Source organism: Vreelandella profundi, from assembly GCF_019722725.1.
Taxonomy (GTDB): Bacteria; Pseudomonadota; Gammaproteobacteria; order Pseudomonadales; family Halomonadaceae; genus Vreelandella; species Vreelandella profundi.
Genome location: NZ_CP077941.1, coordinates 1,954,426 through 1,975,757, shown reverse-complemented (window position 1 = coordinate 1,975,757; position 21,332 = coordinate 1,954,426). Strand labels below are relative to the sequence as shown.

Below are 21,332 nucleotides of genomic sequence, written 5' to 3'. Positions count from 1 at the left end.
CTGGCGGCGCTCATTATTCGATTTGAGAGTCATTTTTGCCATGCTCAAGCGCCCCAACACGCTTAAAAACTCCGAGCAAGAGCTGCGTATTTTTCGAGTCAGGGCGCTGATCGCTATTTTAGTCGTACTGTTACTTGCCTGCCTATTAACGAGCCGATTGGTCTACTTACAAATCGTTCAACATGATTTGTACAGCACGCGCTCTGAAAATAACCGTGTACGCGTGGAGCCATTGCCGCCTAACCGAGGGTTGATTTACGACCGTAATGGCGTTCTGCTGGCAGAAAATCGTCCAACCTATAATTTAACGTTGGTGCGTGAGCGGGTCGATAATTTAGATGAAACGCTGGCGCTTTTAGTCGACTTACTTGAATTGCCTGAAGAAGAGATTGAGGCATTTAATGTTCGCTCACGCCAGCGCCAGCGACCTTATCAGCCCGCGCTATTGACCAGCGATCTTAGCGAAGAGCAAATTGCGCGCTTGGCGGTTAATCGCCATCGATTGCCTGGCGTGGAAGTGGAAGCTCAGCCGCTGCGTTTTTATCCCAACGCTGAAATCATGGCCCATGCATTGGGCTATGTCGGGCGTATTAACGCTGAAGAAATGGAGACGCTGGATGCCGGCCGCTACGCGGGCACGCATTTTATCGGCAAAACGGGCATTGAACGCTTTTACGAAGAAGAGCTTCACGGCCAAGCGGGCTTGCGTAAAGTAGAAACCAACGCGCGCGGTCGAGTCTTAAGGGAGCTGGGGCGAACCGACCCTGTGCCAGGCGAAAATCTGACCTTAACGTTGGATAAATCGCTTCAAATGCTCGCCTACGAGCTGCTTGATGGCCGCCGCGGCTCCATCGTCGCCATCGCGCCTGCAACGGGCGAGATTCTGGCGATGGTGTCCACGCCGGGGTTTGATAGTAACCAATTTGTTACTGGCATCGATGTGGCTTCTTATCGCGCCCTGCAGGAAGATCTGGATCTGCCTTTGTTTAACCGCGCCATACGCGGCCACTATCCACCCGGCTCTACGATTAAGCCCTTTTTAGCGCTGGCCGGGCTTTCCGAGGGTGTCATTACGCCCGACAGTACGATTAACGACCCTGGTTACTATCAATTGCCAAACGATACGCGCCGCTACCGTAACTGGCTGCGCTGGGGGCACGGGCGGGTAGATTTAGAGCGAGCGTTAGCGGTATCGAATAACACTTACTTCTATACTCTTGCCCATGACCTGGGTATCGATAGCCTGCATGACCGAATGAGTAACTTTGGCTTCGGTCAGCGCGTAGCGTACGACGTTCAGGGCGAAAGCGGCGCTTTGATGCCCTCACGGGATTGGAAGCGTGGGCGCTTTAACCAGCCCTGGTACCCGGGTGAAACGCTGTCGGTCGGTATCGGTCAGGGGTACTGGCAGGTGACGCCTTTGCAGCTTGCCAGCGCCACCGCGACGCTGGCCAACCGTGGCCACTGGGTGCGACCACGGCTAGCGCGCAAAATTGGCGATACGCCTGTTCCCCAAGATCTTCCGGGTACCTTGGATGATATTACGTTGGCTAATGATAGCTGGTGGGATCGCGTTTTCAGCGGTATGGAAAAAGTGTTAAGCGGTAGCGAAGGAACCGCTCGCCGCACCGGGGTGGGGCTTGAGTATCGCATGGGCGGTAAGTCAGGTACCGCGCAAGTATTTTCGCTAGGCCAGGACCAGCGCTACAACGCAGATGAGTTAGCAGAGCGGCTACGTGACCACGCGCTATTTGTGGGGTTTGCACCGCTAGATGATCCGCAAATTGCAGTTTCCGTTATTGTTGAGAATGCCGGCGGCGGTAGTACGCATGCTGCCCACCTGGCGCGGGCAATGACCGATGCTTGGCTGCTAGAGGACGACGCACCTGACGTGGAAGAAGTACGCGAAGCGCTAGCGGACGATAATGCCAATGTGGAGGGAAACTAAGCCATGCCGTGGCATTTTATAACTCGATCAATGCGTGGCTACCCCGTCCGTCCGCCGGATAGCGGGATTTCACGGCGTAAAAGTATCTGGGAACGAATCCATCTCGACCCCTGGCTGCTGGGGCTGCTGCTCGTCCTGATGGGCGGTGGTTTAGTGGTTCTTTACAGCGCTTCTGGCCAGTCTATTGATTCAGTCATTGCGCAAGGCGTGCGTTTTTGCCTAGCGCTGACGGTGATGGTGATTATTGCGCAGTTCTCTCCGTCGACCTTTCTACGCTGGGCGCCGCTTGGCTACGGGGTCGGTGTGGCAATGCTATTGGCGGTTGATTTAGTTGGCGATGTGGGGATGGGGGCCAAACGTTGGCTGGAAATTCCCGGCGTGATTCGTTTTCAGCCCTCAGAGATGATGAAGCTAGCGGCCCCCTTGATGGTGGCAGCCTACCTGAATCGCTGTGAGCTACCGCCGCGCCTTCGCGATATCATCGTATGTGGTGTGATTATTGGGGTGCCGGTAGTGCTTACGGCAATCCAGCCAGACCTGGGAACCTCGCTATTAGTCGCCAGCGCGGCGCTTATTGTGGTGCTGCTAGCAGGTCTGTCATGGCGGTTAATAGGATTTATTACGGCGCTGGGCGCTGCAGGCGTTCCGGTGCTGTGGGCGAATATGCATAATTACCAGCGTCAGCGGGTGCTGACATTCTTAAACCCTGAAAGCGACCCGCTAGGCTCTGGTTGGAATATTATTCAATCCACGACTGCCATTGGCAGCGGTGGGGTATGGGGCAAGGGGTGGCTTCAAGGCACTCAGTCGCAGCTAGAGTTTTTACCCGAGCGGCATACGGATTTCATCATTGCCGTACTAGGCGAAGAGTTTGGTTTGGTGGGAATGTTAGTGCTGCTGTGTCTGTATCTGCTGATCGTGAGCCGCGGTTTATGGATGGCAACTTCGGCTCAGGACACCTTTGGTCGCCTGGTCGCAGGCAGCATCATACTGACGTTTTTTATCTATGTGTTTGTCAACATGGGCATGGTGAGCGGAATTCTGCCCGTGGTAGGCGTGCCGCTACCGCTGGTGAGTTATGGTGGTACCTCAAGCGTGACCTTGTTAGCGGGTTTCGGTATTCTCATGTCTATACATGCCCACCGTCGGCTGCTGTCGCGCTAAAGATAATGTGCAGGTCTCCACTTGTGCTGTTCGCGCGCGCTTTGCTCGGGAATGGAGGCCTCAGGAATGAAAGGTTCAGGAGTAGAAAAATGAACGGAATTCACGGCAAGACGAGCCGCTATTTTTTAGCAGCACTGATGTGCTGGGTGACGCCCGCGGCGTTAGCCGATGAGCTTACGCAGGCTTCTCAACAGCAGGTTGCTCCGCAGTACAATGCCGATAGTCAAGCGCTGGTCGATGAACTCGTCGCAGACGGCATGCCAGAAGCGTGGGTGACGGAAGCGCTCGGCCAAGCGAGCTACACGCAAAGCGTGCTAGATGCCATGGAAGGGGCGGCGGAGCGTCGCCTGCGCTGGTACGAGTACCGCAATATTTTTATGACCGAGCAGCGGATTCAAGAGGGCGCTGAATTTATTGAAGCCCATGCTGATACCTTAGCGCGTGCCGAAAGCACCTACGGCGTTCCCGCTGAAGTTATCACCGCCATTATCGGCGTTGAAACTTATTACGGGCGCCATAAAGGTCAGCACCGCGTGCTAGATTCGCTTACGACGCTGGCGTTTTATCACCCCACAAGGGGGGCATTTTTTCGTGGAGAGCTGGCCGCCTTCTTACGCATAGCGTATGAGCAGCATGTTGATCCCGCTGAGTTACAGGGGTCTTACGCGGGGGCTATGGGCTATCCGCAGTTTATTCCTACTAGTTATCAAGCCTACGCCGTTGATTTTGATGGTGATGGAATCCGTGATCTTTGGGAGAATCCGGTCGATGCTATAGGCAGCGTCGCTAACTACTTCGCCGTACATGGCTGGAAGCAGGACGCGCCTATCTATCACTTGGCCAGTGGCCCCGACGTATTGCCCGTCGAGCTACTGGATGAACTCTCGTTCAACCAAACCTCAGCGCCTACGGTGAGTGTTGCAGAGCTCTCCGCTCACGGCATCGAGCCTAACGCGCCGTTAGACAGCGACTTGCCGGTGATACCGCTGGCCCTTGAGTTCGCTGATGGTGAAACGCACTACCGGCTTGGCGAGTATAATTTTTATGTTATTACCCGCTATAACCATAGTCACCTGTATGCAATGGCCGTGGCTGAGCTATCAGAAGCGATTGCTGAGCGATATGAGGACGAGGAATGAAGGCTCATTTATCAGCGTTACGATTAGCGAAAACGCAGCTAACAGTGCCTTTACGGGCGGGCGGCTTGCTCGCCATACTGGCAATGGTTGGCGGCTGCGCGAGTAACAACGTTCAGCGCACTGATACGCCCAGCTCCGCCAATCAAGCTGCTGCTACGGCGCCAGCGCCAACGGCTGTCAACACGGCGGGAGGGCGCTATGCGTTAACGGGCGATGCTTATCCGATTGAACCGCCGGATGTTACCAAAGTACCTGATGCAGAGCCGCGTATTGAGCAGCCCTCAGCGGGTGGCAACCGTTCCACCTATGAAGTGTGGGGGAAAACGTACCATGTGTTGCCCGATGCGACAGGCTATGAAAGACGCGGTACGGCGTCGTGGTATGGTGAAAAATTTCATGGCTATGCCACCTCAAACGGAGAGATCTACGACATGTATAAAATGTCGGCAGCTCACCGTTCTTTGCCATTGCCTACCTATGCGCGCGTAACAAGCCTCGATAGCGGCCAGTCGATTATTGTCAGGGTCAACGACCGTGGCCCGTTCCACAGTGATCGTGAAATCGATCTTTCTTACGCGGCAGCGGCTCGGCTAGGGTTTCTCGATAATGGTACGGGGCCTGTAAAAGTTGAGGCTATTGATTCCGAGCGCTGGGTCGCTGAACGTGGTGGTTCAGCCCCAGTACGTGCTCAAGCCGTGAGCCAGGTGCCCGCGACTCGTCCTTCACCTAGCGTTGCTATGCAGCACGCTGCGCCCGTGCCAGCCGCTCCTGTGCAAGCAACTGTTGCTCAAGCGCCTGTTGCTCAAGCACCTGCGGCCGTCGGTGCTAGCAGTGATGCTATGTATCTACAGATTGCCGCATTAGGTAGTCCTGAAGGTGCACAGCAGTTACAGCAACGATTGGAGGGTGAACAACCGCACTCAGTGCGTATAATGAACGACGCGGATATGTATCGTGTGCAGGTAGGGCCTATTGCACCTGCGCAAGAATCTCAAGCACGTGAAGCGTTACGTCAAGCGGGCTTCCCTCAGGTGTTTGTTGTGCGATAATTAATTGCCTATCTATTTCTGGCGGCGCGACTTACGCGCCGCTGTTTTTTTCCAAGTAAGCTTTCAAGTAAGTGAGACTGACGTTATGAACGTGTTTACATCCATTGGCCGCTCTGCACGGCTGTGCCTTTTTGCTGCCATGGCGACTGTTACTTTGCCTGCCGCTGCCCAGGTCATTCCTCAGCCGCAAACAATTATTCCGGCGGCACCACAGCTAGCGGCAAGTTCGTGGATACTCATGGATGCCAATAGCGGGCGCATATTGGCCGAGCATAACTCGGATGAACGTCTTCCCCCTGCGAGCCTGACTAAGCTGATGACCGCTTACTTGGTTGAGCGTGAGCTTAATCGCGGCACTATTAATCTGACCGACATGGTGAATGTCAGCGAGAACGCTTGGCGCACCGGCGGCTCGAAAATGTTTATTGAAGTAGGCGACCAAGTCTCTGTCGATAACCTGCTCCACGGTATCATTATCGTTTCAGGCAACGATGCTAGTGTGGCCATGGCCGAGCATTTGGCCGGTGGCGAAGCGCCTTTTGCCGACCTGATGAATCAGCACGCCACGCGTTTGGGTATGAACGACACTAACTTCCAGAACGCCACCGGTTTGCCTGCTGAAAATCATTACTCAACTGCCCATGATCTGGCGCGCTTATCACGTCATATCATCAATGATTATCCTGACCATTATGAAATCTACTCGCACCGTTCCTTTGCCTTTGGCGGCATTGATCAGCCCAACCGCAATCGCTTGCTGTGGCGTGATACCTCGGTCGATGGTCTTAAGACCGGTTGGACAACCGAAGCGGGTTTCTGCTTAGTATCTTCAGCAAAGCGTGAAGACATGCGTTTGATTTCTGTTGTCATGGGCACCAATTCTGACGAGGCGCGTGCTCAGGAAACGCAAAAGCTGCTTAGCTACGGCTTCCGCTTCTTTGAAACGATGAAGCTTTACGAGCGGGGCGCTGTGCTTGCTACTCCGCGCGTTTGGGGTGGTGATATTAACGAACTGCGGGTCGGCGTTGATGAAGAAGTTTTCATGACTCTGCCGCGCAATCGTAATGAAGAACTTCGCGCTCGCCTGAATCTTGATCCTGACCTGAAAGCGCCGATTGCGATTGGTGACGAGGTGGGTACGCTAGAAGTGCACCTGGGTGATGAAATCGTAGGCGAGCGGCGTTTAGTCGCTTTGGAAAATGTTGAAGAGGGTGGGCTGTTTAAGCGTCTGTTTGATCAGGTTCAGCGCTTCTTTAGCGGCTTGATCAGTAACTTTACCGACTAGTCTGACGTTGGTATGTTCGCTGATTAGCCAAAACGTATATTGACGATGAAAGGTTTGCTATGAAAAAAGGTGTTCCTCAGGGAGTCCGCGATTTGCGCCAGCCGGCGGTACAGGAACCGCCTAAGATCACCTTTCCCTGTGATTATTCGTTAAAAATCGTAGGAGACGCCGCGGAAGATTTTGCGGCCAGCGTCTGCCAAGTCATTGTACAGTACGCAGCTGATTTCGATGCGACCACGATGCAGGTGGTTGACAGTCGAAACGGTCGTTTCCAGTCAGTGCGTGTGGTAATTACGGCGACGGGTGAGCAGCAAATTAAAGCACTGTTTGATGCGCTAAAGGCCACCGGTCGCGTCCACATGGTGGTGTAGTCGTGTACGACTCGGCGCCGATTGAACTGCATAGATTAGGTCGCCAGCCGTATCTTCCGATATGGGAGGCGATGCGCTCGCTGACGGATACCCGAGACGAGAACACGCCGGATCAATTCTGGCTAGTTGAGCACGACCCTGTATTTACTCAGGGTCAGGCAGGTAAGCCGGAGCATTTGCTAATGCCCGGCGATATTCCTGTTGTGCAGACTGATCGCGGTGGCCAGGTGACTTACCATGGGCCTGGCCAAGTGGTGCTTTATCCGCTTTTAGATGTGCGCAGGGGTAAAATCGGCGTTCGTGACTTGGTGACCGCGCTGGAACGCGCGGTGATCGAGGTGCTGGGCAGCTACGGGCTTAACGCTTATGCAAAACCTGACGCTCCAGGTGTTTATGTTTCCGGGAAAGCAGGTGAGGCAAAAATGGCCTCGCTTGGGCTGCGTATTCGGCGGGGCGCCAGTTTTCATGGCGTAGCGTTAAACGTGGACGGCGATTTATCGCCTTTTTTACGCATTAATCCGTGCGGTTATGCCGGCATGCCGATGGCGAAATTGGCAGATTTTGTGGCATTACCTGACGATCACTGTGTAGGCGAGCAGTTGGCGCAAGCGCTAGCGGCACAGTTAAAGCGTCGATTATTGCCCGTTGAGTCGTTGCCAGCACGCTAAGTTTCTAAATCAGTTGTTTTCTAGGGGCATGATTTCCTAATGCTATAAATTGCCGCCGTACCGAGAGCCTATAGATGAGCTTTCAGTACAGCGGCTTTTTTATGCCTAGCCTACATTGAACGTAGGAATACGATTAGGGTCGGGCTCTTGATGCTGGCCGGGAATGGCCGCTGGTGAGGCAAGGCCTAGATTATTCTTTTCGAACACGCGGTCAGCGCGATAGCTAGAGCGCACGAGCGGGCCGGAAGGAACTTCCATAAAGCCCTTTCCAAGACCAATCTCACGGTAGCGGTCAAATTCTTCTGGTGTTACCCAGCGCTCTACCGGCAAGTGGTTCTTGGTTGGGCGCAGATATTGCCCAAGCGTCACAATGTCGACACCTATTTCACGCAAGTCGTCAAACGTTTGTAAGATTTCTTCATCGGTTTCACCTAATCCCAGCATTATGCTGGTTTTGGTGATGATGTCCGGGCGGTAGCGCTTGGCATGAGCAAGCACATCAAGGGTTTTACGATAGCCTGCACGCCGGTCACGTACGCGTCCGGTTAGGCGCTCAACGGTTTCAACGTTTTGGGCAAATACCTGCAGCCCGGAATCAACGACCCGCTCAATCGCCGTGAGTTCGCCATCAAAATCGGGTGTTAGCGCCTCAACGACAACGTCTGGCGTACGCGCTTTAATGGCGCGTACGCAGTTGGCGTAATGCGTTGCACCGCCATCGTCGAGATCATCACGATCTACCGAGGTGAGTACAATATAGCGCAGCCCCATCAGCTCGACTGACTTAGCCGTGTTGTCAGGCTCTTCAAGATCCAGCCACCCTTGTGGGTTGCCAGTGTCTACTGCGCAGAAGCGGCATGCGCGGGTGCAGACGGAGCCCATTAGCATGATGGTGGCCGTGCCGTTGCTCCAGCACTCGCCCATATTGGGGCAGTGTGATTCTGCACATACCGTGCTGAGCCGGTGCGTGGCGACGTTTTTCTTAACTGCTTCAAAGCGCTCGCCACCCGGAATCTGGGCACGTAGCCACTTTGGCTTGCGCTCAAGAGTCGGGGATTCTGCCTGCTCCTTGCGCTGCTTCATGCCATCCTTGATTACCGACATGCCATGCTCATTGCGGAATTTTTCACCGCTAGACACGCGCTGCGAGGGAATCTTGCTCATAGGGACAGAGCCTCTCTATTGTGCGGTAGGCATGGTAAAGGAGGGGGCGCTCACCTCTCACTCAGCCTGCCAGTTGATGCGTAACTCGCTGGATAATTCTTTAGCCTAATGGGCACTAATGTAACATATCTCGTCGTCAACAGGACACCGATAGGCGCTACTGTAAGTGCGTGTCTAACCGGCCTCCGGTCTAGCGTGTTAAGGGTGCAGGTGCCGCGTCACCATGGCCACGGAACGGTATTGGATAATCTCGGAAAAAGAGACCGGGAAAATAGCCGTAACAAGTAGTGCCGGCATTTATTTTGGACTAAAGATCGACGTTATGCAGGGAGTGTCCTAAACTATGTTGCGTTGCAGCATCATTGCTTTCGGGTCTGATGCCTGTGCATCTACCCAATGGGGGGAACCTATGAATTTTCTGGCAAATCCTTTGCTTTCTAGTTCCACGCTTACGCCTTTGTTTGATCCGTTTGGATTTGGGCGTGCGGCCTTTGATTACTGGCGCGATAGCGTTGAGCGCAGCGTTTTGTATTTAGACGTCATGCGCGAACGCGGCAATCAATACCTTGAGCATATGGAGCAAACAAAGCCCAATGTGCTGGGCTTTGATACCGAAGTGTTAATGGACGGGCGCACGCTGCCGCGGCCAACTAACTATGAGCTACTGCGCGTATTGCCCCATGAAGGTACCGAGATTGATCTACAAAAACGTCCTTTTGTCGTCGTAGACCCGCGTGCAGGGCATGGGCCAGGCATCGGTGGTTTTAAGCCTGACAGCGAGCTAGGCGTCGCGCTTAAAGCTGGCCACCCTTGTTATTTCATTGGTTTTTTGCCGTTCCCTGAGCCGGGTCAGACCGTTGAGGATGTGGTTGAGGCTGAAATCGCCTTCTTGCGTCACGTTATAGAGCTGCATCCAGAAACCACCGAAAGACCCATGGTTGTTGGCAACTGCCAGGCGGGTTGGCAGCTCATGATGGGGGCTGCCTTAGAGCCTGATGTGTTTGGCCCTATATTGATCGCCGGCGCGCCGCTTTCCTACTGGGCTGGCGAGCACGGTAAGGCACCCATGCGTTATACCGGTGGGATGTCGGGCGGAAGTTGGATTACTGCGTTAACGAGCGATATCGGTGGCGGTCTGTTTGACGGTGCCTGGCTGGTGCAGAATTTTGAGCGCCTCAATCCAGCCAATACCTACTGGAAAAAGCAATATCATCTTTACGACAACATCGACACCGAAGCGGGTCGCTACCTTGATTTTGAACGCTGGTGGGGTGGCCACGTTGTGCTGGGTGGTGAAGAAATTCAATACATCGTCGATAACCTTTTTGTCGGTAATCGGCTCTCGACCGCACAGCTAGTTACCCAGGACGGCCGCCGCATTGATCTGCGTAATGTCCGCTCACCGGTCGTCGTGTTCTGCTCAAAAGGCGATGATATAACGCCGCCGCCTCAAGCCCTGGGCTGGATTCGCGATCTTTATGAAGACGAAGACGATCTTATTGCCAATGAGCAGACTATTGTCTACTGCCAGCATGACACTACCGGCCATCTAGGGATTTTTGTATCAGGCAGCGTTTCGCGTAAAGAGCATACCGAATTTACGGCCAATATGGATTATATCGATGTGATGCCACCGGGGCTGTATGAAACCACGGTGACGCATGTCGATGATCGTAATGATCCAGAGTTAATTGAGCGCGATTATTTACTGGAGTTCACGCCTCGTAATTTTACAGAGCTTGATCGAGACGTGATGCATAAGCCGGAGGACGACCGCCGTTTTGCAACGGTTGCACGTGTCTCCGAAATTAATTTGGGCATGTATCGCCGGTTCCTTCAGCCCTGGCTCAAAGCTACCATGACGCCGGAGGCCGCGCGCTGGATACGCCGCATGCACCCCATTCGTTTAGGCTATAAGCTGCTTTCTGACCGTAATCCATTGTCAGTGCCGCTGCCGGTAATGGCAGAGGCAGTGCGCAAAAATCGTCACTCTGTCTCTCAAGACAACCTGTTTAAATCACTTGAGGTCATGGGCTCAGATCAGCTTGTGGCGAGCCTAAACAGCATGCGCGATTTACGCGACGCCAATACTGAAAAAATGTTCATGGACATCTATGGTCAGCCGTTTTTACAGGCGGCTGTGGGTCTTCATGGCGATGCCCACATACATCGTCGCCGTCCGGGTGCAGAACCTGAGCATCGTCGCTTTGTTAAGCAGCGCCAGGAAGAGATTCGTGAAAAAATTGCCCAAGGTGGCGCCCATGAAGCGGTCATGCGCTCGCTTATTTATGTGCTCGGCGGCGCACCCGCAACCGATGAGCGTAATTTCAAGCGGCTGCGCGCCTCGCGATCTGAGCTTGAGCCGGGTATTAAGCTCAGTGAGTTTAAGCGTTTGGTGCGTGAGCAGTTCTTCATATTGAAGCTTGACCGTGAGCAGGCGTTAAACGTGTTGCCAGAGCTGCTCAATGGACAAAGTAATGCGGATATTGATGGCCATGTGAAGCAGCTGGAGCATGTTTTCGCCGCCAGCGGCGAGCTTTCAGAGCGTGCAGCAGAGCGTTTTGCTCAGATTAAAACGCTATTTGATAAAGCAAGGCCAGCCAAGCCCGCCGCCGCCCCGGCAAAAGCGCCCACCAAGGCGATTGCTAAGCCCAAGCCCGCTGCTAAGCCCACCACGCCAAAGCCCGCTACGCCAAAGCCAGTGCCGACTAAGCCAGCGCTGACTAAGCCGTCATCGGAGAATGCTGAGGCAGCGGGTAGCGATCAGTTGAGTAAGTCGGCGGCATCAGCCGCTGCAACGCCAGCGCCAAAAGCCGCTGAGCGTGCACCCGCTAAACTGCAATCGGTTAAGCCGTCAGCCGCTGCCGAGAAGAAGGCAGTGAGCAAATCAACCACGAAGCCAGCGAGTGGCGCGGGTAAAAAGACACCGCCCAAGCGCTAAATCAGTCGTTTAGCTCAAAGCGCCCCCGCCTATTTGGTGGGGGCGCTTTGTTTGTTTCAGCACTTTTTGGGTTGCCGTAACGCCGGGGGCAGTCTAGTGTCTAGCTACTCTTTATCTAAAATCTAAGGATTCACATCGCTATCTAGTTGCTACTGGCGCTTAGCTAAGGGCTGGGGTAGGGTAGGCGCATTTTTTCATCCGTATCTTCTTAATGGACTGTTTCCCGGCGATACGGCACCGAATTCAGAGCACGCGCTAGAGTCAGCCCGTGCATTAGGAAAGTGGAGCACTATGGGCAAGTCACTGGTCATCGTCGAGTCGCCGGCTAAAGCGAAGACGATAAACAAATATCTCGGCAGCGATTTCATCGTGAAGTCGAGCGTGGGTCACATCCGAGACCTGCCGACCAGCGGCTCAGGCAAGACAGCCTCCGACCCTAAGGAGCGCGCTCGCCAGGCCGCAGCGACACGCAAGATGTCGGCGGAAGAAAAAGTTGAGCATAAAAAGCGCAAAAGCCAAGACCAGCTAATTCGGCGTATGGGCATCGATCCTAATAACGGCTGGGAAGCTCATTACGAAGTGCTGCCCGGAAAAGAAAAAGTCGTTGCCGAGCTGAAAAAGTTGGCTGAGAAGGCTGATGCTGTCTACCTCGCAACGGATTTGGATCGCGAAGGGGAGGCCATTGCCTGGCATCTGCGCGAGACCATCGGTGGCGATAACGATCGCTACAAGCGCGTGGTGTTTAACGAGATCACCAAAAACGCCATTCAAGACGCCTTCAAATCACCTGGCGTGCTCAACATACCCCGTGTAGAAGCACAGCAGGCGCGACGCTTTCTCGATCGCGTGGTGGGCTTTATGCTCTCGCCGCTGCTATGGGCGAAAGTGGCGCGTGGGCTATCAGCGGGCCGAGTGCAGTCGGTAGCTGTGCGCTTAATTGTTGAGCGTGAGCGTGAAATTCGTGCGTTTATTCCTGAAGAATTTTGGGATGTTCACGCTGACTTAGCCTCACCAGAGGGTGAACTAGTGCGCTTCGCGCTGGTGCGTCAGGACGGCAAAGCGTTTAGGCCTACGTCTGAAAAAGATACGCTGGCGCGTATTGAGCAGCTTAGAAAAGCCAAGCTGGCGATTACCTCGCGTGAGGATAAACCCACCAGTTCAAAGCCCACGGCTCCCTTTATTACCTCCACGCTGCAGCAAGCGGCGAGCGGGCGGTTAGGGTTCTCTGTTAAGAAAACCATGACCATGGCTCAGCGTCTTTACGAAGCTGGCTACATCACCTACATGCGTACTGATTCCACCAATTTGTCGAAAGACGCAGTGGAAAGCGTGCGTGAGTACATTAGTGAAGAGTTTGGTGAGCGCTACCTGCCGGAGGCGCCTAATCGTTATAGCAGTAAAGAAAGTGCTCAAGAGGCTCACGAAGCCATTCGTCCTTCAAGCGTTGAGCGCAAAGCAACCGACTTAGCAAGCATGGAACGCGATGCAGAGCGTCTTTATGAATTGATTTGGCGCCAGTTTGTGGCTTGTCAGATGACGCCTGCTCAGTATCTTTCAAGCACGCTGAGCGTTGAAGTCGATGGCTATGAGCTGCGTGCCAAAGGCCGCGTGCTCAAATTTGATGGCTATACGCGGGTGATGAAGCCCGGCGGTAAAAATGAAGACCAGACCCTGCCTGACTTGCCGCAGGCCACGCCTATGGCGTTGGAGGCGCTTGATCCGTTGCAGCACTTTACTAAGCCCGCACCACGCTACACCGAAGCAAGCCTGGTTAAAGAGCTGGAAAAGCAGGGTATTGGTCGGCCTTCAACCTACGCCTCTATTATTTCTACGATTCAAGACCGCGGCTATGTGAAATTAGAAAGCCGGCGTTTTTATGCCGAAAAGCTGGGTGATATTGTCACCGAACGGCTAAAAGAATCGTTTCCGGATTTGATGGATTTCTCGTTCACTGCTCGTATGGAAGATGGCTTGGATGAGGTTGCCGAAGGTGAGCGCAACTGGCAAGGATTGCTGGATGACTTCTACGGTGAATTCCGTGAAGAGCTTGTTAAAGCAGAGAGCGATGAGGGTATGCGGCCCAATCAGCCGGTGCCGACAGACATAGACTGCCCGAAATGTGGCCGCCACATGCAGATTCGTACCGCCTCAACGGGGGTTTTTCTCGGCTGTAGCGGCTACAATCTGCCGCCTAAGGAGCGCTGCAAAACGACCATCGATCTTATTCCGGGTGAGGAAGCCGTTGCCGAAGACGCGGGAGAAGACGCTGAAACCAACGCGCTGCGGGCGAAGAATCGTTGTCACAAGTGTGGCACGGCAATGGACAGTTATCTAATCGATGAGACGCGCAAGCTGCACATCTGTGGCAATAGCCCAGACTGCGATGGTTACGAAGTCGAGAGCGGCAAATTTAAGATTAAGGGCTACGATGGCCCGCTGATTGAGTGCGATAAATGCGGCTCTGATATGCAGCTCAAATCAGGCCGGTTTGGTAAGTATTTTGGCTGTACCAATGACGAATGCAAAAATACGCGCAAGCTATTGAAAAGTGGCGAAGTGGCGCCGCCCAAGATGGATCCGATTCCGATGCTGGAGCTTGCTTGCCAGAAAGTTGACGACCATTACGTGCTGCGCGATGGGGCTAGCGGTCTCTTTCTAGCGGCCAGCAAATTCCCTAAAAATCGCGAAACGCGGCCGCCGTTAGTCAAAGAATTAAAAGCGCATGCTGATGAGCTACCAGAGAAATATCACTTTATTCTCAAGGCGCCTAGTGAAGATCCTGACGGCCGCCCGGCTCAGATTCGTTACTCTCGCAAGAGTAAAGAGCAGTTTGTGATGACGGATGAAGAAGGTAAGGCCACTGGCTGGAAAGCCACGTTTGATGCCGGCAAATGGCACGTGGAGGATAAGCGTAAGTGAGTGCGCAGTCCCGAACCAATCAACTGCTCTATCAGGCTGAGCTGCTAGCCACGTTATCAGCCGGGGATGACGAACATGCCACGGCGAGACAGATGGCCCAGGAGGAGGGCGCGTTGGCGCTCTTTGAGCTGGCTTTAGAGTCGCTGTTGCGTGAAGTCACTGAGCATGCACGGTTGTCAGAGCATGCTTGGCGTATTCTGCTAGCAGAAGATGGTGTGAATTTAGCAGAGCTGCAACGCCTGCGCGATCTAAAAGCCCATCCTGAGAGTTGGTTGCACTGGCTCGTGGCCCAGCTTGAGCGCTTGCACAGTGACGATGGCGCCGCACGGCGTATGACGCACAGCCCCGCGATGATTGCAGTGGCTAATCCGGTGGGGTTACGAGAACAGCTGTTGGATAATCTCCAGGCGGCTAAGCGAGAAATAGGCGCTCTGCGGGAAACTAGCTTGGAATGGTAGGTCTACTAAAATAACCAAAAGCGCTCATTGCAGTAACGCTTTGATGAGCGTGTTTATTCACTGTGCGTTAGCTGTATTGCGCGTATGACGAAAATACTAACGGCGAATGTGGGAATAATGTATAACAGCCACCAGATGAGCCTTGTGGGTCAACCACAGGCTAACGTGTTTCGAGAGCTACCATGATGCCTGTCAATCGCCGTCGTTTTCTCGCTATGGCGCTGAGTTTTCCCGCCGTTGCGAGCGCTGCTGTGAATTCGCCTAGCCCATCAGGCGTCCCAGATCTTGTTGAGACGATGCTCACTCGTGCTCATGTGCCTAGGCACAGCAACGAACTATGGGTGTTGATAGATGACCGGGAGTCCACGCTAAGCGTATTTCGTGGCAATGCCTTATTAGAGCGCTTTGCGCCGATATCGCTAGGGCGGGCCGGGGCAAAAACGCAGCGTGTACGTGGCGATAGTGTGACCCCTTTGGGCGAGTTTCGTATCAATCGTTTTAATTACGAAAGCCAATGGCGCACTTTTATGGCCATTGATTATCCAACGCCGGCCCATGCACGCATGGCATTGGAAAGCGGGATTTACTCCCAAACTGATTATGAAGACTACTTCGAATACTACCGCCGTTACGGTCATCCATCCCAGAATACGGCGCTTGGTGGCGCTATTGGTATTCATGGATTGGGCGGCGCGGATCCCGATATTCACGGGCGCTATAACTGGACTCAGGGGTGTGTTGCCGTTACCAACGAGCAAATTGATCGCCTCGCAGAGCTAGTGGGTGTTGGCACCCGTGTAGTGATCCGTTAAGCTAGCGCCGTTGTAAGGAAGTTCGAGGTTTTTAAATATGTGGCTATAGACAAGCGCTGTGGACTATTATAAAACAGCGTTTGACTTGCGTGCTTAACAGCACAAGTCATTTAAAAGAACCTGCACCGCAGGTAGACAAATTTAAGCTAAGAGCTTAGCCTTACCTTTGTCATACCCTTAATGTAGTACCCAAGGACGACTCAAGGAGAACATTATGACTCTGAAAAATACTCTGAAAATGACTGCTGCTGCCGCTTCTCTGGCAATCCTAGCTGGTTGTGCTTCTACCAGCGCTCTGGAAGAAGTTCGCATGACTGCTGAGTCTGCACAAGCTGACGCTGCAGAAGCACGCAGCATGGCTTCACAGGCTATGAACACTGCAAACCAAGCCCAGCGCGATGCGCAGGCTGCTCTGCAGATGTCTGAGCAGAACCGTGAAGAAATGAACCGTATGTTCCAGCGTTCCATGCAGAAGTAATTCTGCCTGGGCTGTTGGGGAGTCAATAGACTCTTTCAGCGGTTGCTGTATGTGTAGATTGTAATGTAAGAAGCTTTGCACACAGCTACACAAAAAAACCCCGCCTCGGCGGGGTTTTTTGTTGCTGTGCTATCAGCGCATCAAGCTTTTTCTTCGCTGCTAGATGCTGCCGTGAGCTCAATTTCGTCGATAAGTTCGACAGGCTCGGGTTTTATTTCAGGTGCTCCGGGGCCAAAGAGGGCAATAAATTGGCCGTCTGGTGCGTCAACGGCACGCTCTATCTGCTCTGGGTCGATCTCGACTTGATCTTCAGTTAGCGCCGTAACACGGTCAATTGCGTTGCGCATCGGCTCGAAATCACCAACATTTTCTTCAAGCTGAGGGAAGGACTGCACGAACAGTGTGCCGTCGGCTCCCCAGCCTGCTTTAAAGGGCGCATCCATCAGGTTGACCTGAGTACCGCTCGGTAAGCGCTCATACAGGGACGCGATATCTTCAGGGTACATGCGAATGCAGCCACGGCTAACGCGCATGCCTACGCCGTCTGGCTTGTTGGTGCCGTGAATTAAGTAGCTAGGCATTGCCAGAAGGATAGCGTGCTCGCCAAGGGGGTTGTCAGGGCCTGCGGGGACAATCGAAGGCGCTGGATCGCCACGTTCGGCCGCCTCACGGCGCATTGAAGCCGGCGGTGCCCATGCCGGGTCTTTAACCTTAACGGTTGTGCGAGTGATGCCAATTGGAGTTGCAAACTCATCCCGGCCGACACTGATCGGGTAGGTTTCAACGATGCCAGGATTGTCGGCAGGGTAATAGTAAAGACGCAGCTCAGATAGGTTAACCACAACGCCTTCGCGGGGGGCTGGGGGTAGAATATACTGCGCCGGAATAACGACCTCGGTACCTGCGCCAGGAACCCATAGGCTGACGTCAGGATTGGCCATGCGAATTTCTTCATAGCCAATATTGTGGCGTCGAGCAACATCAACGAGTGTCTGGCTAGGGTCTTCGACGACTACCGTATAACGTTCTCCGACGATGTCGCCGGTTTCAGGTAGGCGGAAGTGGCCGCGGGGCAGCTCGTCTCGGCTAGCAACCTGTGATGCGCTGTCGACGGCATCGAGGTTGATTTCTTGCGCTTGCTGGCTGTCTACCTGCTCGTCAGCAGATTGCGCAAAAGCAGGGGTCGCCAGGCTAGCCGCTAACAGCACGGCCAAGCTGGTGGGGCCCCAGAGATTGAAAGTATGTCGAATGTTCATAGTCATTCCTAATATGTTAATTTACTGCTAATGCGCGTTTTGGTGACCAGTAGGGCATAGCTACTGACAAGTTTGCCCCAAGGTTCACGCCGCCGCTACTTTTTGATTAAGCGTGCTGAGTAAGTTTTCTAGCTGCTGAAAGCGCTTATCAACACTTTCCATTGGTAATTCAAATCTTAACGTGTCCGCGCCGTCCAAGCGGTAGTGTTTTGGTGAGCGTTGAATAAGGGTCACCAGCGTCATTGGATCGACCTGGGTGCTGCTCTCAAATAGCACCCGACCTCGGCTTTCGCCGGCTTCTATTCGGCTGATACCTAGCTGCTCAGCGCGATGGCGTAGCTTGGTTTGGCGAATAAGGTTTTTCAAAGGCGCGGGCAGCAAGCCAAAGCGGTCAATAAGCTCAACCTGCAGTTCTTTAAGCTCGCCATCGCTCTGCGTATTGGCAATCCGCTTATACATCACTAGCCGCTGCTGCACATCGTGAATGTAATCGCTGGGGATGAGGGCGGGCAGGTTAAGGCTAATTTCGACACCGGTATTGAAAGGGGTGTCGATATTGGGGGTTTTGCCGGCACGAATTGCCTTTACTGCTCGATCAAGCATTTCCATATAAAGCGTATAGCCAATGGTTTCCATTTGGCCGCTCTGCTCATCACCCAGCAGTTCGCCTGCCCCGCGAATTTCCATATCGTGGCTAGCCAGCGTAAAGCCCGCCCCTAAATCATCCGAAGCGCTGATAGCCTCAAGGCGTTTTATCGCATCGCGCGTCATGGCTTTTGGCGTCGGGGTCAAAAGATAGGCATAGGCTTGATGGTGGCTGCGGCCAACTCGCCCACGCAGCTGGTGTAGTTGGGCTAGGCCAAACTTGTCAGCGCGCTCAATGATGATGGTGTTGGCGCTAGGCACATCAATGCCCGTCTCAATAATGGTAGAACACACCAGTACGTTAAATCGACGGTGGTAGAAGTCCGACATGATGCGTTCTAGGCTGCGCTCAGGCAGCTGGCCATGGGCAACGCCAACGCGCGCTTCGGGTATCAATTCGCGAATTTTTTCTGCAGTGTTTTCGATCGTTTTGACTTCGTTATGCAGCACGTAGACCTGGCCGCCGCGCAATATTTCACGCAGCAGGGCTTCTTTAATCACGCTGTCGTCATGCTGCTGTACGAAGGTTTTGACCGAAAGACGGCGCGCCGGCGGGGTGGCGATGATCGATAGATCGCGGATGCCGCTCATGGCCATATTTAGCGTGCGCGGAATAGGCGTGGCGGTCAGGGTTAATATGTCGATCTCAGCGCGTAATGTTTTCAGCTTCTCTTTCTGGGCAACCCCAAAGCGATGTTCCTCGTCGATAATGAGCAGGCCCATTTTAGGTAGCTCAACGCTTTTTGAGAGCAGCTTGTGAGTACCGATCACAATATCTGTTTGGCCGTTTTTAATGCTTTCCATCGTTTGTGAAACTTCTTTGGCGCTGGTGAAACGTGAGATCAGGCCAATATTGACGGCGGTATCGGCAAAGCGATCGCGGAAGTTCTCAAAATGCTGGCGTGCTAGCAGAGTGGTCGGCACCAGTACGACGACCTGACGGCCGGACTGCACGGCTAGAAACGCCGCGCGCATGGCGACTTCTGTTTTGCCGAAGCCTACGTCGCCGCATACCACACGGTCCATCGGCTGTGGCGATGTCATGTCGCTAATCACCGCCTCAATGGCCGCATGCTGATCGGGTGTCTCCTCAAACGGGAAGTTGGCTGAGAAACGTAGGTAGTCTTCCCCGGGGGCTTCGTAGACCACGCCCTGCTGAGCTTCCCTGCGTGCGTAAACGTCCAGCAGTTCAGCGGCGGTATCACGAATTTTCTCGGCGGCTTTACGGCGTGCTTTTTCCCATTGATCTGAGCCCAGCTTATGCAGAGGCGCCAGTTCGTCGTCGGCGCCGCTGTAGCGGGAGATCATGTGTAGGCTGTCGACGGGCACATACAGCTTGGCGCCATCTGCATAGGAAAGCGCAAGGAACTCATTTGCCTGACCGCCTGCCTCAAGGGTCTCAAGGCCTAAATAGCGGCCCACGCCATGGGCCTGGTGAACCACCGGCGCGCCCTCACGCAGCTCTGATAGGTGGCGTACTGCCAGCTCGTTGTCATCGGTGACTTTTTCACGACGTCGACTTTGCCGTACGACTTCGCCAAATAACTCGGTTTCGCTGATAACCGCCAAGCTAGGGCTGTTAAGCCAGAGGCCGCTGTCGACTAAACCTTCGGTAATCGCATACTGTTCGCTGCCAGCTAGAAACGCATGGAAGCTTTCGGTGTGGGGCAGCGATAGCTTCAGCGGTGCCAGTATCTCTTCTAATGCCTCGCGCCGGCCGCGGGATTCCGCTACAAACAGCGCGCGTGTTTTAGGGTGTGAGCTTAAAAACGCGGACAGATCGCCCAACGGTTTTTTGGCCCGCGAGTTGATCGACAGCGTGGGAAGCGGTGCGGCTTCAGGCAGCTGCGCATGGCGCTGATGGCTGTCTTCGGTCAGCTCAATGCGCGGATACGATTTGATGGCCGAAAAGACGTCGCTGACTGGAAAAAATGCCCGGTGCGGAGGCAGAAGCGGGCGCGTATTGTCCACGCCTAAGTTGACGAAGCGGGCATCTATTGCCTGCCAATGCTGCTCGGCAGCTTGGAAAACCCCGGGCAGCAAGGCCACCCGCGTGTCATTCGTCAGGTGATCGAATAACGAGGCGGTATGTTCAAAAAATAGCGGTAAATAGTGCTCAAGGCCCGGTGACGGAATACCTTTTAATGCATCGTTATAAAGCGGGCATTGGCGTGGGTCGACGTCAAACAGCGTTTCAAATTTTTCGCGGAAACAGGCAATGGCACTACGGCTAAGCGAGTACTCATGGGCGGGTAATAGCTCGAGTGACTCAAGTTTATCCGTAGAGCGCTGGCTGCCTGGATCAAAGTGGCGCAGCGTATCGATTTCATCATCAAACAAGTCGATACGGATTGGTTCATCCATGCCCATGGCAAACAGATCGATCAGCGCGCCGCGCATGGCGTATTCGCCGGGTTCATAAACCGTTTCTACCGCACGGTAGCCCGCTCGCGATAATGATTCGCGAAAGATCTCACGGTCCAATCGCTCGCCGGTTTTTAAGGTCATCACTCGCCCGGCAATATATTCAACCGGTGGCAGGCGCTGCATCAGCGTGTTGATTGGCACCAGTACAATGCCGCGTACGCCATCTTGCAGTTGACGAAGCGTGCGTAGTCGTGCCGAGACAATGTCTTGATGGGGTGAAAAGCTGTCGTAGGGCAGCGTTTCCCAATCTGGGAAGGGCAGCACCGGTACGTCGCTGTAGAAATACAGATCTTGCTCAAGGCGCTGCGCGCTGGCCGTATTGGGCGTGATGACCAATAAAGGCGCCTGGGTTGCAACGCGGGAAAGTGCCAGCGCAGTCGCGCTGCCCGGCGGCGATGTCCAGTAGAGCGTATCGCGAGTCCCTTCGGGCTGGGGCGGTTCGAGCAGAGAAAAAGTCGGCATAATCAAGATATCGTTTTGCGCTGAAACGGAAAGCAGATCATACACGATCACCCGTTTCAGTTAGAGTGCTGTCGCTGATCGACAGCTGCTAATCGTTGGAGGCTTGCGCGGCAAGCTTGTAGTCAAATCGACGATTCTGTAATACG

General features: G+C 53.9%; 15 protein-coding genes. 12 read left to right on the top strand and 3 right to left on the bottom strand.

Translation table 11 applies throughout. The annotated features are described in order from the left end of the window. Positions 1–40: 40 nt before the first annotated feature. The 7 genes from mrdA (at position 41) to lipB (ending at position 7,624) form a co-directional block, all read left to right on the top strand. The gene (gene mrdA / locus KUO20_RS09040) at positions 41–1,948 is read left to right on the top strand and encodes a penicillin-binding protein 2 (RefSeq protein ID WP_235039555.1); all 1,908 of its coding nucleotides are present in this window, start codon (positions 41–43) and stop codon (positions 1,946–1,948) included. Between the two features lie 3 nt (positions 1,949–1,951). Further along, a complete protein-coding gene (gene rodA, locus KUO20_RS09035) occupies positions 1,952–3,112 on the top strand; it encodes a rod shape-determining protein RodA (protein ID WP_235039554.1) in 1,161 nt (386 codons plus the stop codon). 89 nt (positions 3,113–3,201) lie between these two features. Continuing rightward, complete coding sequence (mltB, locus tag KUO20_RS09030; RefSeq protein ID WP_235039553.1) at positions 3,202–4,251, top strand: lytic murein transglycosylase B; 1,050 nt, start codon at positions 3,202–3,204, stop codon at positions 4,249–4,251. Next, complete coding sequence (locus KUO20_RS09025; RefSeq protein ID WP_235039552.1) at positions 4,248–5,300, top strand: septal ring lytic transglycosylase RlpA family protein; 1,053 nt, start codon at positions 4,248–4,250, stop codon at positions 5,298–5,300. The genes mltB and KUO20_RS09025 overlap by 4 nt, the downstream gene beginning before the upstream one ends. Positions 5,301–5,385: 85 nt before the next feature. After that, the gene (locus tag KUO20_RS09020; protein ID WP_235039551.1) at positions 5,386–6,585 is read left to right on the top strand and encodes a D-alanyl-D-alanine carboxypeptidase family protein; all 1,200 of its coding nucleotides are present in this window, start codon (positions 5,386–5,388) and stop codon (positions 6,583–6,585) included. Positions 6,586–6,644: 59 nt separating this feature from the next. Then, complete coding sequence (locus tag KUO20_RS09015; protein WP_235039550.1) at positions 6,645–6,956, top strand: HP0495 family protein; 312 nt, start codon at positions 6,645–6,647, stop codon at positions 6,954–6,956. Positions 6,957–7,027: 71 nt separating this feature from the next. Continuing rightward, positions 7,028–7,624: a lipoyl(octanoyl) transferase LipB gene (gene lipB / locus KUO20_RS09010; RefSeq protein WP_422823140.1), complete on the top strand. Its 597-nt coding sequence runs from the start codon at positions 7,028–7,030 to the stop codon at positions 7,622–7,624. A gap of 105 nt (positions 7,625–7,729) precedes the next feature. Here lipB and lipA read toward each other — a convergent pair whose 3' ends face one another. Beyond that, the gene (gene lipA / locus KUO20_RS09005; RefSeq protein WP_235039548.1) at positions 7,730–8,788 is read right to left on the bottom strand and encodes a lipoyl synthase; all 1,059 of its coding nucleotides are present in this window, start codon (positions 8,786–8,788) and stop codon (positions 7,730–7,732) included. 409 nt (positions 8,789–9,197) lie between these two features. Here lipA and KUO20_RS09000 point away from each other — a divergent pair, with 409 nt between their 5' ends. From KUO20_RS09000 to KUO20_RS08980, 5 genes are all read left to right on the top strand, one after another. Continuing rightward, positions 9,198–11,729: a DUF3141 domain-containing protein gene (locus tag KUO20_RS09000; RefSeq protein ID WP_235039547.1), complete on the top strand. Its 2,532-nt coding sequence runs from the start codon at positions 9,198–9,200 to the stop codon at positions 11,727–11,729. A 291-nt stretch (positions 11,730–12,020) separates the two neighbouring features. Next, complete coding sequence (gene topA / locus KUO20_RS08995) at positions 12,021–14,648, top strand: type I DNA topoisomerase (RefSeq protein ID WP_235039546.1); 2,628 nt, start codon at positions 12,021–12,023, stop codon at positions 14,646–14,648. Further along, positions 14,645–15,106 carry a DUF6586 family protein gene (locus tag KUO20_RS08990; protein ID WP_235039545.1) on the top strand — a complete coding sequence of 154 codons (462 nt, stop codon included), beginning with the start codon at positions 14,645–14,647 and terminating at the stop codon, positions 15,104–15,106. The genes topA and KUO20_RS08990 overlap by 4 nt, the downstream gene beginning before the upstream one ends. A gap of 182 nt (positions 15,107–15,288) precedes the next feature. Next, complete coding sequence (locus KUO20_RS08985; protein WP_235039544.1) at positions 15,289–15,918, top strand: L,D-transpeptidase family protein; 630 nt, start codon at positions 15,289–15,291, stop codon at positions 15,916–15,918. 214 nt (positions 15,919–16,132) lie between these two features. Beyond that, positions 16,133–16,396, top strand: coding sequence for an Lpp/OprI family alanine-zipper lipoprotein (locus tag KUO20_RS08980; RefSeq protein WP_096279604.1), 264 nt, complete (start codon positions 16,133–16,135; stop codon positions 16,394–16,396). Between the two features lie 140 nt (positions 16,397–16,536). On the opposite strand, the gene KUO20_RS08975 is transcribed toward KUO20_RS08980, so the two are convergent. After that, complete coding sequence (locus KUO20_RS08975) at positions 16,537–17,652, bottom strand: L,D-transpeptidase family protein (RefSeq protein WP_235039543.1); 1,116 nt, start codon at positions 17,650–17,652, stop codon at positions 16,537–16,539. An 84-nt stretch (positions 17,653–17,736) separates the two neighbouring features. After that, a complete protein-coding gene (gene mfd, locus KUO20_RS08970; RefSeq protein ID WP_235039542.1) occupies positions 17,737–21,186 on the bottom strand; it encodes a transcription-repair coupling factor in 3,450 nt (1,149 codons plus the stop codon). Positions 21,187–21,332: the final 146 nt, after the last annotated feature.

Bases quoted from the DNA above. Each gene is read 5' to 3' on its own strand.
- mfd (WP_235039542.1), bottom strand. From the start codon at position 21,186: ATGCCGACTTTTTCTCTGCTCGAACCGCCCCAGCCCGAAGGGACTCGC.
- KUO20_RS09015 (WP_235039550.1), top strand. From the start codon at position 6,645: ATGAAAAAAGGTGTTCCTCAGGGAGTCCGCGATTTGCGCCAGCCGGCG.
- KUO20_RS09020 (WP_235039551.1), top strand. From the start codon at position 5,386: ATGAACGTGTTTACATCCATTGGCCGCTCTGCACGGCTGTGCCTTTTT.
- KUO20_RS09025 (WP_235039552.1), top strand. From the start codon at position 4,248: ATGAAGGCTCATTTATCAGCGTTACGATTAGCGAAAACGCAGCTAACA.
- lipB (WP_422823140.1), top strand. From the start codon at position 7,028: ATGCGCTCGCTGACGGATACCCGAGACGAGAACACGCCGGATCAATTC.
- KUO20_RS09000 (WP_235039547.1), top strand. From the start codon at position 9,198: ATGAATTTTCTGGCAAATCCTTTGCTTTCTAGTTCCACGCTTACGCCT.
- KUO20_RS08975 (WP_235039543.1), bottom strand. From the start codon at position 17,652: ATGAACATTCGACATACTTTCAATCTCTGGGGCCCCACCAGCTTGGCC.
- mrdA (WP_235039555.1), top strand. From the start codon at position 41: ATGCTCAAGCGCCCCAACACGCTTAAAAACTCCGAGCAAGAGCTGCGT.
- rodA (WP_235039554.1), top strand. From the start codon at position 1,952: ATGCCGTGGCATTTTATAACTCGATCAATGCGTGGCTACCCCGTCCGT.
- KUO20_RS08980 (WP_096279604.1), top strand. From the start codon at position 16,133: ATGACTCTGAAAAATACTCTGAAAATGACTGCTGCTGCCGCTTCTCTG.
- topA (WP_235039546.1), top strand. From the start codon at position 12,021: ATGGGCAAGTCACTGGTCATCGTCGAGTCGCCGGCTAAAGCGAAGACG.
- lipA (WP_235039548.1), bottom strand. From the start codon at position 8,788: ATGAGCAAGATTCCCTCGCAGCGCGTGTCTAGCGGTGAAAAATTCCGC.
- mltB (WP_235039553.1), top strand. From the start codon at position 3,202: ATGAACGGAATTCACGGCAAGACGAGCCGCTATTTTTTAGCAGCACTG.
- KUO20_RS08985 (WP_235039544.1), top strand. From the start codon at position 15,289: ATGATGCCTGTCAATCGCCGTCGTTTTCTCGCTATGGCGCTGAGTTTT.